We start from the raw sequence: 13,329 nt of genomic DNA, 5'->3' as shown, positions 1-13,329 counted from the left end.
AACATGCCCAACCAAGCCATTTTGCGATGACCGACAAACGTAAAGAGCGGAAAGTACCTTCCGGAAGAATTGCTCGTCTCGCTAAGTTGGGCGGTTTGGCCTCAGCGGTTGCCGGTAATATTGTTAAAGGTGCGACAAAACAAATGCTCAGTGGACAACGTCCATCATTAACTGAGTCCTTACGTAATATTGACAACGCTATATCTATCACCAAGCGTTTAGCACATATGCGCGGCGCGGCGATGAAACTTGGTCAACTACTCTCCATGGATGCCGGTGAATTACTGCCTATCGAATGGGAACCTATTCTTTCAAGATTGCGCCAAGAAGCTGACCCTATGCCTAAGGCGCAACTACTGAAAACCTTGGCTGCGTCTTGGTCAAAAGACTGGCATCAACAATTTAGTTATTTTTCATTTACCCCCATCGCATCGGCAAGTATTGGTCAGGTTCATCGGGCAACACTAAAGGATGGTCGTCAGTTGGCGATTAAGGTCCAGTACCCGGGTGTTAGAGAAAGCATTGACAGTGATATTGATAACGTCATGAATTTATTAAAACTCAGTGGCGTTTTACCTAAACATATTGATTTGACTAGCGTGCTCGCTGAAGCAAAAGCACAGCTTAAAGCTGAAGCTAATTATTTGCAGGAGGCGGAATTTCTTAACACTTATCGTGAAAATCTGGGTAACGATCCTCGCTTTATTGTGCCCTTTGTTGTTGACGAGCTAACGGACAAAAATATACTGACGATGGAATATATCGAAGGTTCTCCCATCACTGATATTAGTAACATGAGTGCTGGTATTGTTGATTTAGTCTGTAGCCAATTAATGGATTTAACTTACCAAGAGCTATTTACGCATAAACTTATGCAAAGTGATCCCAACTTTGCTAATTTCTTGTATCAGAGCGATACACAAAAAATAGTGTTACTTGATTTTGGCGCTTGCCGGCAGCTCTCTCAACATACCTCAGTACATTATCTTGCTATGGCTGATGCAATGCAGCGTCAAGATAATAATGACATGCGTTCAGCCTTGTATTCGCTTGGTTTAGTTGACAATAACATGAGTGATACCGCGATAGATATTGTGCTAAAGACGTGTTTTGAAGCTAGTTATTGTTTACAAAGTAATACGGGCTACAACTTAAAAAAACAACAACTGATTAAGCGAATTAGAGAGGTTAGTATGCCATTAATTACCGATAAAACAGCGATAGCATCTCCGATATTTGAAGTTGCATTAGTCAATCGTAAAATTACCGGTATGATACTGCTAGCCAATAAGTTGGGGGCAACACTCGATTTTAAAAGCACACTTGCTCCTTATTTACTGGAAAGCGCAAAGCAATTAAACGATGAAACCTAACACAATCGATTTTCAAAACAGCAACTGCTGTTTTAGTCTTTTAAAAGTAAACTTTAGTAACCGCCTGAGCTATTTTTAAATCACTCAGCGGCTTTCTAAAGTTCTCTATTATTCAATGTTATTGATGATTTTATGGTTTACGACATACCTGCTGTTTGATTTGCCTTTTTGGTTAATAACTCGATCACTTTATTTCGTTCAGATAAAACGATTAACAGTGCTAAATCATTAGCTGACAGTTGATTAACAATCTGTTGCGCACCTTGATAAGGACCCTCTGAAAAATAGATGTTATCGGCAGACATACCACTTTCAATCGCTACTTTAGCTATTAAATTTGATATTTCGCCAAGCTCTCTTCCTCTTAAGTACTCGACAGTTTCGGCCGCAACCAATATATCAGGTTTCATTTTTAAGGCTGATTTTGTCATTTTAATAATATCGTCATTGCTGCGATCACCTGCATGACTAAGCATCAAAAACTTTCGTGATGCTGGTATATTGGCCATGGTCAGTGCCATGGCATTCATACCATGAACATTGTGGGCAAAATCCATAATAACCGAAGCGCCATTGAGTTTAAATTGGTTACCGCGGCCCGGATTATCGTCAACATTACTTGAAAAATTTTGCAAGGCAAGACCAATCACTGCGCTATCTATGTGTAAGCTCTTAGCTAAAGCGGTCGCCCCTAAGGCATTTTGAACATTATGTCGGGCAGCGCCGTTTAATGTCATAGGTATATCGTTAACGGCAACGATCATCGATTCAAGGCGCTCGCCAGTGCTGGTATTTTGCGTACAATAAAAAATTGCGCCGTCACGGATGAAACAAATAGCACCACCAATGGCTTTATGCTGTTGAAGTACTGGATTATTTTCATTTAATGAAAACCAACATTTATTAACGGTTAATGTTGGTGCAAGTGCTGTTAAATACGGATCATCAGCGTTGAGCACTAATACACCGCTAGTTAGCGCTTTTGCTACAACCGCTTTGGTTTGTGCAAGCCCTGCTACGGTATTGATACCATATTGCCCTAAATGGTCTTCAGCTATGTTGGTAATTAATGCGGCATCAACGTGATCTATGGGTAGGCCACGGCGCAATATTCCGCCGCGCGCGACTTCTAGAATGGCTGTTTCGGTTTCTGGATGTCGAAGTAACATTCGTGCACCACCGGGTCCTGAATAATCACCATAATCTATTATTTTTTCGCCAACACGAATAAAGTCAGTCGAGGTGACACCGCAACATTTATTAGACTGCTTAATAATTTCAGACATGATACGCACGGTGGTTGATTTTCCGTTAGTGCCAGTGACCAATGCAATAGGAATTGATTGGTAGTGTTGCCAATTGAGCTGCGTTGGATCTGGTAATGATGTCACTGGCCAGCGTTGACAGCTTTTACCGTAACCTAACGAAAACTCATCATCATCAACTAAATAATCGACATGATTATTTATGGCTAAATCTATTAAGTTAAGTAGAGCAGGGTTAGCCTCTTCGGCAATCATTTGTTTAAGACGAGTGACGGTTTTATCCATTTCTTGTTGATGAGTGTCACTTATACTGCCGGTTAAAATTTTGCTACACGCAAAATCCCATGCGGCTTCGTTGACATCGCAAGATGCATACAAGGCATCCATTGGCGCACTTATCGCAAGGCTTATGCCGTCTTCAAAAATACGATAACACGTAGATTCATCTTGCCAATCGACTGCTGCCAATAACTGATTAACGTAAATTAACCACTGATCAACGACTGTTTGCTTATCGATGCCTGAGACAAAAGCATCAATAATCGCGCCGGGTTTATTCCATAATAAGCTTTTGCCAGTAAGCCGTCGCTGGTCATCTAATGTTAAGGTTATAAGGTTATTCATGGCATACCAATTTGATTAAATTTATTCCCAACGCAGCGCTGTTAGGAAAGTGAGAAGAAGGTAAAGCTGTATCAATATAATTGTTCACTTTGAGACAGTTTTGTTAGGTCATTATTTGTATGACAAGTTCGATGATGATTTGAAAAGTTAATACGCAGCTTTATTGCTTTAACAATAGGCTGCGTTAGTTTATGCCGCTAGGTTATGTTGGTAACACATCACCTAGCGAGGTTAAGCTTATTCATCTTCAGTTAATGGCAAATAACTGCATTAACTTGGTTTTAATCACTTTCTTCTTCTATGGTTGAAACAATGCGAACGCCTCGATCATCCTTAACTAACTTCATGCCTGACTCTAGTATAAAGGGATCAGGTTCATCGGTGTTTAACATCGAAACAACGGTATGCACGGGTTTTGTTAATGTTTCTGCTGGATTATCTTCACTACCGTTAAAATTAATGATTTGCTTCCAACAACGGGTAATCGCATCACCAAAGACAATCACTAAATCATCTTTATTTGCCATCGACAAGGCTTTTTCAGTAGCTGTGACCTCGTCAGGTATCATCAAGATATTGTCTTCGCTGATACCTTGTGCTTTTAACGTTGCAGCTAACATTTGCGGCACTTCATCACTACCACGTCCACGAAGATTGTCATCGGCGCGACAGATATATAAATCAAAATGTCCAGCGGCTGCTTTGGCGATGTTTTCAATATCTTCATCACGGCGATCTCCCGGTGCGGCTAATACCGCAATACGCTTACCATTAACGTCTAATTTAGTCGCTAATTCGCTCATATGGCGAACACCATCGGCGTTGTGAGCATAATCTAAAATAACTCTAAAAGGATGTTCATCAAAGACGTTCATTCGCCCCGGTGCTTGATAGAAGGTGGTGTTAAACGTTCTTAATCCTTGTTGAATTGCATCAAGTGGTTTATCTAGAGAATAGGCGAGGGCAGCGGCAAACATCGCATTTTGTACGTTATGAGTGGCTTTACCTTCCAGTGTAGCAGGAATTAAATGTGTCCAAAGTAATGGGATATGCGCACCGTTATCAAAGATGGTGATCATTTCACCATTGATGCCCTTTTCAAGCACCACGGCACGTCCACCCGCGCGAATATGCTCCCTAACTAAACCATGTCCTGAATTCATAGTCACATAACATAAATGTTTTGCTTGAGTATGGTCGGCCATTTTTAAACAAAGTGGGTCGTCGGCATTAAGTATGACCGCGTCTTTGGCTACTTCAACGACAATACGTTTAATTTCAGCAAGTTGTTCTAGGGTATCAACACCTTTTAAGCCTAAATGATCGGGTTGAACATTAATGCAGGCGGCAACATTACTTTCTCTATAACCTAAACCTGAGCGAACGATGCCACCACGGGCAGTTTCAAGAACAGCAATATCAACCGAAGGATCTCTTAAGACAATTTGTGATGCAACGGGTCCGGTCATATCGCCTTTTACTGATAACAGACCATCAACGTACACACCATCAGTTGATGTCATACCTACAACATGTCCTGCTGTTTTTAAAATGTGCGAAAGCATTCGTGAAGTTGTTGTTTTACCGTTGGTACCTGTAATGCCGGCAATAGGGATACAAGTGGGTGTATTAGGTGGAAAGAGCATATCAATAACTTTGCCAGCAACATCACGAGGTTTGCCATGGCTTGGTGCAACATGCATACGAAAACCTGGCGCGGCATTGACTTCAACGATACCGCCGCCGATATCTTTATATGATTGAGTAATGTCAGAGGTCAGAAAATCAACACCGCCAACGTCAAGACCAACGGCTTTTATCGCTCGTTCAGCCATCACTTTATTGTCAGGGTGAACTACATCAGTCATGTCTATCGCGGTGCCGCCCGTTGATAAATTAGCGGTTGAACGTAAATAGAAAATTTCGCCTTCAGGTAATATGGTATCAACGCTATAGCCAGCTTCTTCAACTAAACGGGTTGCTTGTGAGTCCATTTCGAGTTGAGTGAGCACTTTTTCATGGCCAACACCCCGACGCGGGTCTTCATTTACAATATCGATTAATTGCATAATGGTGTGTTTATTGTCACCAACAACATGACCCGGTACGCGTTTTGCGACAGCAACAAGTTCGCCATTAACAACAAGCATTCGATGATCTAAACCGGTTAAAAATGACTCAACTAAAACAGCTCGACTGGTGCCTTGTTCGCGGGCAAAATCAAATGCTGTATTAATTTGCTCGTCAGTGGTTAAATCGATAGAGACGCCACGGCCATGGTTAGCATTTAATGGTTTAAGTACAACCGGTAAGCCAATACGTTTTGCTGCTTTTATGGCATCTTTGGCAGAATAAACCATTTGTTGTCTAGGCACAGGTAAACCGAGATCATTTAATAAATTGTGGGTGTCTTCTTTATCACAAGATATTTCAACAGCAATATGATTCGTTTGGCTAGTAATGGTGGCTTGAATGCGCTGTTGGTATTTACCATGGCCAAATTGTACTAAGCTGTACTGATTTAACCGTAGCCATGGGATATGACGTTCTTCAGCTGCCGTTATTAAAGATTGAGTACTGGGACCAAATTCTTTGCGCTGTGCATAACGAATAAAGTTTGATAGCTCTTCAGCAAAATCGAAATCGGCTTCTAATTTTGTTTGTAGTTGTGCTTGAATATTTACTGGCATCACTGAGATAAGCAGGTTTCTGGCAAGTTCAGCAGCAGCTAATCCAACATCTCGTTGTTTGTACTGAAAGACCATGTCATATTGACCAACTTCGCCATTGCCTCTGGTTTTGCCAAAAGTAACTTCAGTACCGGCCATGCATTGCAGTTCTAAGGTTGCATGTTCCCATATGTGAGCTATCCAGGTACCTTCATCTTCTTGCAAGCGCCTAATAAAACCGCCAGATTCGCCGTATGAACAGCCATGCTCTTTTAAACCGGGTAAGGCTTCAATTAAGCCATCAATGAATTCTTTACCTAATTTTACCGAAGGGTATTGCTCTAATATGCCAACATCAACAGCGTGTCGAATAACAGGAAAATGGGCGTAAACATTAGGGCCAACATAAACATTACTTGTTAATATTTTCATTATATGTCCAAAAATCAGGTGATTAGAATTATTATTATGTGTACCTACAAGTTGAACCTTTTGTCGAAAACAGGGTGCAACAAAATATAATATGACAATTATTGGGAGGAATAAATCACGGTGATACTGAACTGACTATGTGCACAGGTTCTATTGATGTGCATATGTTGAGTTACAAACCGAGAAGTTTCAACGCATTACACTTAAGATCTTTATAAGATCGAATAGAAGTAAAAAATTGCCATAAAAAAATAATGGTATAACAAAAAGATACCATGGTTTTACTAATAGACAAGACAATTTTTTTCTAAACTTGCTAATGATAAAATGCGCAAGGAAAGTCAGCCAAAAAGTTATGGTGAATAGCGTCGTAGAAAGGTGTTTTTTTATTCGGGTTCAATGAAAAAGAAGCGGCGTTTGTGAGCCTTTTAAAGAGATTTGCCCATAAATAATGCGTTTATTTATGGGCAAATTTTAGCTTAGCTTATTGGTATCTAAAAAGACTAAACGGCTTTAGGTGATGCGACTCGAGTATTTAAACAATAAGTATCACCGTGACTAAGCATATGGAGTTTTAACCCTATCAAGGTAATGGAATCTCCTGTACGAGCTTCAGCCATTGAACTGTGCTGCAAATCAGAAGGGTCAACAACCGTAATACTTCCATGTCCAACCACTTCTAGTAACCCGTCTGGCGCAATAAAGGCAGCGGTATTTTCACAAATTCCGAGTCCTGAAGCAAAAGGATTATATGAAACAGCAGAAAGTAGACGTCCTAAACGATTACGTTGACTAAAGTGTTGATCTAAAAGTACTTTACTTATTAAACCTAAGCCAGGAGCAAAAGTTACACCTTGCTCATTAGGTAATGCACCGGTAGAGCCACCTGCAATCATATGCTCAGGCATAATAGCGGCACCTGCAGATGTTCCTGCAACATGCACACCTTCAGAGTTTAATTTTCTTATACTCTGTGCAATCGAAGTACCGCCTAATATAGTCGACAAGCGTAATTGATTACCACCGGTAATAAAAATACCTGTTGCGTTTTCAAGTGCGGCTAAATAATCTTCGCGCTCAGCATCTTCTCTGCTATTTATCGGTAAAGATATCGCATTTTTGACATTAAGATTACGAAAAATAACTTCATAATTTGGCCCAGTCTCAGCAAGCTGTGACGCGGTTGGAATAATCACTATATTGGCATTTTCATCGCCACATAATTCTACAAAACGTTGTAGAATTATTGGGTCATCAACACGCTCTTCTGCCCCCCCGATTGGAATTATAAATCCCCTTTGCTGACCTTCAGCAATTTTTGCTGGACACATACCTACCTCTACTCAAAAGTTCCACTTACTACTGTTGTGTTGTCACGTTTATGCCAACGACCTTTTATCATCACGTCAGTAATTTCAAATTTGTTGTTAAGTACGAGCATATCGGCATCGTTATTACGTACTATTTTTCCTTTACTGTGTAAACGTAGCAACGTAGCCACGTTGCTAGTAAACATCGGTAAAATACTTTCAAGCGCAATATTCTTTCTTAATGTTGCTTGTAATGTTTCCAGTAATGTACTGGCTCGGCCAAAGTCCATGTGTTGTAATTCGCCTTGTTGATCGAAACAAGGTAAACAACCACCACCGTCTGAACTGACGGTTATTTTGTCCAAGGGTAAACCTCTTTGTACGGCAATTTCTATCGCATCGCATGCCTCTAAACCAGGCTCTGCTGTGCCTTCAGGAAAAGCGGTAATATCGATATAACAGCCGTGCGCTAATAATTTGCAACTGTCTTCAAATAATGGCTTATTTCGATTAACGTGCGTCGGATTAAAGACACGGGCAGGAATTTCTGTTTCATTAATCGCTCGCTCAATTAATTCAAGACGCCGTTCACCATCACCGAGATGAAAATGAATAATACCGGCTTTGCCTGTCAATAACCCCGCAACATGTGCTTCACTAGCTAGTTTTATTACTTCTTCAAAAGTTGGTTGGCTTGAACGATGATCGCTAATAGCAAACTCACCAATACCAATAACCGGCTCTAAAAAAGTAATATCTGCTTTTGCGCTACCAATTAACGTTGTTAACGGATAATGATAACCACCGGTCCAACAATATGCCGACATGCCTTCTTCACGGAGTCCGTAAACTTTGCTTATTAGGTTGGCAATACTTCGAGTGGTGTCATCTGTACCTAAAAGTCCAACTACAGTTGTCACACCCACTTGGGTAAATTCTGAAAGAGAAACTGGGGGAACTTGTGTTGAAAAACCTGCTTCACCACCACCACCGGTAATATGAGCATGACTGTCGATAAAACCTGGCACTAGGTATGCGCCATTAAAATCGATAACTTCAACCGGCCAGTTATCAGGGATATTATGGTGGGCATGATCAGAAACATCAAAAATATCAGCGATTTTTCCACCAGCAATCAGCACATCTTTAATACCCATAGGAGCAGGGTTATAAAGGTTCACGTTTTTTAATAATGAAATCATAGGTATACGGTAAGGCTTTATAAATGACGGGCAAGTATAGACTATTCTATACCTAGTCCTAAGGGTTGCAACTATAACATAGCTATAATTTCTCAGCCAACTACATTTATAAACGAAAGGTTTAAATACTGTTTTACTAAGTAGTTAAATCTATAGTGCATTGATAAGGTTCACGAAAGTGATAGTAATCCCTCGGTTAAACTAACGGTAGCTTTAACGTTTTAATCGTTTGATAAATGTATGGGGGATTTACGTGAAAAAGGTCTGAACTTAATATAAATAGCTAGCCCCTAACACTCGGTTAGAGGCACTATTATTGCTAACAAAAAAGTGTTAACTAGGTATAGCTTTAGCTAAAAGTTTGGTACTTTTATGCGTGGTAGTGTTTAACGCAAAAACGTTTAAGGACGAGTTTGCCCTTGACCGGCAACACGGTATTTAAAAATGGTTAGCTGCTCTAAACCAACGGGTCCACGTGCATGTACTTTACCGGTCGCAATACCAATTTCAGCGCCCATACCAAACTCACCACCATCAGCAAACTGAGTTGAGGCGTTATGCATCACCACGGCAGAATCAACAGAGCGCATAAACGTTTCCGCGATTTCCGCATTTTCAGTGATAATAGCATCGGTATGTTTAGAGGAATGCTCTTCAATAAAATCAAGCGCTTCATCTAATCCAGATACTACTTTAACCGATAAAATCGCATCAAGGTATTCAGTATCCCAATCGGCTTCAGTTGCAACATTAATACGGGGATCGCAGGCTTGAGCCGCAACATCGCCACGAATTTCACAACCCGCTAAGGTGTCTACGAGTTGTGGTAAAAATTCTTTTGCTATTGCTTGGTCTAACACTAAACTTTCAGTTGCACCACAAACACCAGTTCTGCGTAATTTTGCATTTTTAATGATACTGAGTGCTTTGGTCAAGTCAGCGTCTTTATCAACATAAATATGGTTATTGCCATCTAAGTGTAACAAGGTTGGTACTTGAGCTTCGTTTCTGACTAGCTCAACTAAACCTCGGCCACCACGAGGAATAACTAAATCAACATAATCGGCACAGCGCAGTAAAGCGGCAACGGCAGATCGGTCATCGGTGTCAACCAGTTGTATACAGTTAGCCGGTAAGCCAGCCGCACGTAAACCCGTTGCCATACACTCAACAATAATACGTGTGGAATTTAAGCTTTCAGAGCCGCCACGTAAAATTACCGTATTACCTGACTTAAGACATAACGCGCCAGCATCTGCGCCAACATTAGGACGTGATTCATAAATCATCCCAATAACACCAATAGGTGTTGCTACACGGGTTATTTTAAGACCATTGGGACGGTCAAATTCAGCTAATACTCGACCGACAGGATCGGCTAGCTTGGCAATGTCTTCTAGCGCGACAGCCATACCTTCAACTCTTTCAGGGTTAAGCTCTAATCGGTCTACAAAAGAATCGGCTTTACCGGCTTTTTTAACGCTTAAAACATCGAGTGCGTTTGCTTTTAGCAGTGCGTCCATATTTTCACGAAGCGCATTTGCGGCAATAGTTAATGCTTTGTTTTTTTGTTCTGTCGTTGCACAGGCAAGTACTTTGGCCGCGGCTTTTGCTTGCTTACCAAGCGTGGTGATCATTGTTTCTATATCAGTATTCTTAGAGGTATTTGACATTAATTTTTATCCTTTTACTTGTTCATTTAACGCTAAACTGTTTGATCAACTTTTTTACTTGAATGATATTAACTTTTATTTTTATCGCTGATATTAATATCAAAAGCAATAATAAAAGTTCAGTTTAAAGAATTTAGGGTTTTCATCAAAAATGTTTGAGTGCGTCATTGCTGACTAGACTAAAGTTAGCGCAAGGCTACTGCACGTTGATAAGCCGATAAAACAGTTGAGTCAAATAGAGACGCTAACTGTTCATCTTGCATAAGCGCACTTAATCCTGCCGCTGTCGTACCATTTTTACTGGTTACTGAGTTTCGCAAAGTCTCGGCATCTTCTTTACTCGTTAAGGCCAACTCCATCGAACCACTGAGTGTATTCAATACCAACTCTCTTGCAGTTTGCGGTGAAAAGCCGAGTTTAATTGCCGACTCTATCCAACAACGTGCTATTTCAAAGGCATAACCAGGACCACTTCCAGCGACTGCCGTTACTCGGTCTAGCTCGTCTTCGCTGGTTGTTATGTGTGTAAAACCAACGGCATTGGTTAATGCTACAGCGTTTTCAATTTGAGCCGCACTACAACGAGAGTTTGCGAAAAGTCCGCTAACGCCTCTACCAATTTTTGCGGGTAGATTTGGCATAACGCGAACAATAGCTTGTTCGCCAATCAGTTGCTCTATTGAAGAAACCGAGTAGCCAGCAGCGATAGAAATAATGCAACCCGAATCAGCAAGATGACGACGATAGCTTGGTAATATTTTTTCAATAAGCTGTGGTTTAATCGCAATAACAATGATGTCGAAACGTTGATCAGCTAGCTCTTCAATGGCTTGTCTGACGATAACATTCTGCGGTGCTTTAACTAATGAGGGATTAATAATAGTGATGGTGTGATTTGTAGAGGTTGCCCAACGAGCCAATAAAGAACCGCCCATTTTACCACAACCAATCATAAGTAATGACATGAAACTCCTGTTGTTTTTTAGCTTACATTGAATGAAATGCAGATCGTTTTGCAGGTGTTCAGTACGAACTTTTTAAAATCCGATAATATATTTTTCAAAACGTTGAGTTTGAGTTCAATTGAAAAATTATCTTTTTTAGTATATGATATCTGCACTCATTTGTCGATTGCCGTCAAATTCTAACGTTTTTACCAACGTTTCAGCAATTTTTTATCTATTACTTTTAACGCGGTCAACCGCAGATAAATTTATGTTATCAGTAATAAGCAATAATTCTAATACGACAATAAAATATCACGAAAATAGCTGCAATTTGTTGAATCAATTTTGTGAATGATTCAACGCTACTATTTATTTTAATTAACCAGAGCACGGAGTAATTTTGCCCTCATTTGAACAACAAAAAACTGATAAATCTTCTCGAAACAAGCCACGTATCGTTATTAAAGTGGGTTCGAGTCTCTTAGCAAATGTTAAAAATTTAACACCTAGTTTTGCTTTTATGCATGGTCTCCTAAGTGACATATCTTTGTTACGCGAGCAAGGCTACGAAGTTGTACTGACCTCTTCTGGTTCAGTAGCATTAGGTCTAAATACGGTTGGTTGCACTATTGAAAATGCTAGTGTGCAAGATAAGCAAGCGGCTGCCGCTTGTGGACAACCCATCTTAATGCATGCCTACAAGCAAATTGCACTTGAGTATGGTTTTGATATAGCACAGGTTTTAGTTACCTTAGATGATTTAGAAAATAGACGTCGCTTTCTCAATATTAAAAATACCGTTCATCGCCTGATAAAACAAGGCGTAATGCCTATCGTCAACGAAAATGATACGGTGACTACAGAAGAAATTCGTGTCGGAGATAATGACAGACTTGCTGCTAAAGTCGCACAAATGATTGGCGCAGAGTATTTGTTTATTCTTACCTGTATCGATGGCGTGTATGACCGAGACCCTTCAGAAGAAGGCGCAATTTTTGTCGATTCTATCGAAGATGTTAGTAGTTATATGGAAGCGGCAAGCGGCACCAGCTCTTTAGGTACCGGTGGCATGCTAACTAAACTACAAGCGGCCAATATGGCGCAAAATGCTGGTTGTACAACCATTATTTCGAGAGGGACGATGGAAGCGCCTGTTACCGGAATATTGCAAGGTGATCGCAGACACACTAAGTGTATTGCTCACTCATCACCTTCATCTGCATGGAACATCTGGCTAACTGACCGTTTACAAATGGCCGGTAGTTTAGTGATAAAACAAGAAGTTGCTGATGCATTATTTGGCGGTGACGAAGGATTTACCTGTCACGATGTTGTTTCAATACATGGCAACTTCGAGCGCGCAGATGTGCTTCACGTCTACGACGAAAAAGGTGAAGAAATAGCACGTGGTTTGTGTAACTTCTCATCGGATGAAACAGCCATTATTGCTAGTCGTCCAGACGAAACAGTGCAAAATATCCTTGGGTATAGCGCTTCACAACGATTGATCAATAGTGAAAACTTGGTCGTCTTAAGTGAACATCATCTTTCTTGGGATGAACCTGTTCAAGATGATTAATTGATTAATTGATTAAATGACCTCTGCAGCAATGCAGAGGTTTTTTTTTATCACTTAAATACACTCGTCATTCTTACCTATTAAGTATTAGCCTCAGCTAACCGACTCAACTATGATTTTCTGTAAAACCTGCTTTTATCAATTAGTGGGCGATTAACTGCCTGACTACATCGAGTTACACCCGCATATAATAACTTAACGATGTTGATCTAATCGCTAAGTTAATTCGTATATAATTTTTTTGAATCTTCGAAT

At 40.4% G+C, this 13,329-nt stretch carries 8 protein-coding genes; 2 read left to right on the top strand and 6 right to left on the bottom strand.

The window, feature by feature from the left end; all coding sequences use genetic code 11:
* Positions 1-26 precede the first annotated feature (26 nt).
* Positions 27-1,373 carry an AarF/ABC1/UbiB kinase family protein gene (locus tag H4J76_RS04800; RefSeq protein ID WP_182213676.1) on the top strand — a complete coding sequence of 449 codons (1,347 nt, stop codon included), beginning with the start codon at positions 27-29 and terminating at the stop codon, positions 1,371-1,373.
* Between the two features lie 137 nt (positions 1,374-1,510).
* Here H4J76_RS04800 and H4J76_RS04795 read toward each other — a convergent pair whose 3' ends face one another.
* The 6 genes from H4J76_RS04795 to proC all read right to left on the bottom strand — a co-directional run bounded on the left by H4J76_RS04795 (position 1,511) and on the right by proC (position 11,513).
* Entirely contained in the window at positions 1,511-3,262 is a 1,752-nt protein-coding gene (locus H4J76_RS04795) for a Mur ligase family protein (RefSeq protein ID WP_220465262.1), read from the bottom strand.
* A 281-nt stretch (positions 3,263-3,543) separates the two neighbouring features.
* Complete coding sequence (cphA, locus tag H4J76_RS04790; protein WP_182213673.1) at positions 3,544-6,363, bottom strand: cyanophycin synthetase; 2,820 nt, start codon at positions 6,361-6,363, stop codon at positions 3,544-3,546.
* Positions 6,364-6,866: 503 nt separating this feature from the next.
* Positions 6,867-7,694, bottom strand: a complete 828-nt coding sequence (locus H4J76_RS04785; protein ID WP_182213672.1) for a cyanophycinase — start codon at positions 7,692-7,694, stop codon at positions 6,867-6,869.
* Between the two features lie 8 nt (positions 7,695-7,702).
* Entirely contained in the window at positions 7,703-8,875 is a 1,173-nt protein-coding gene (gene iadA / locus H4J76_RS04780; protein WP_182213671.1) for a beta-aspartyl-peptidase, read from the bottom strand.
* 401 nt (positions 8,876-9,276) lie between these two features.
* Positions 9,277-10,548: a glutamate-5-semialdehyde dehydrogenase gene (locus H4J76_RS04775; protein ID WP_182213669.1), complete on the bottom strand. Its 1,272-nt coding sequence runs from the start codon at positions 10,546-10,548 to the stop codon at positions 9,277-9,279.
* 185 nt (positions 10,549-10,733) lie between these two features.
* On the bottom strand, positions 10,734-11,513 hold the full coding sequence (gene proC / locus H4J76_RS04770) for a pyrroline-5-carboxylate reductase (RefSeq protein ID WP_182230196.1): 780 nt from the start codon (positions 11,511-11,513) through the stop codon (positions 10,734-10,736).
* A 382-nt stretch (positions 11,514-11,895) separates the two neighbouring features.
* Here proC and proB point away from each other — a divergent pair, with 382 nt between their 5' ends.
* Entirely contained in the window at positions 11,896-13,074 is a 1,179-nt protein-coding gene (gene proB / locus H4J76_RS04765; RefSeq protein WP_182213667.1) for a glutamate 5-kinase, read from the top strand.
* Positions 13,075-13,329 lie beyond the last annotated feature (255 nt).

This window comes from Colwellia sp. BRX9-1, from assembly GCF_014077195.1.
In the GTDB taxonomy this organism is placed as follows: domain Bacteria; phylum Pseudomonadota; class Gammaproteobacteria; order Enterobacterales; family Alteromonadaceae; genus Colwellia_A.
The sequence above is the reverse complement of the archived record's forward strand: the minus strand, read 5'-3'. Positions and strand labels throughout refer to the sequence as shown.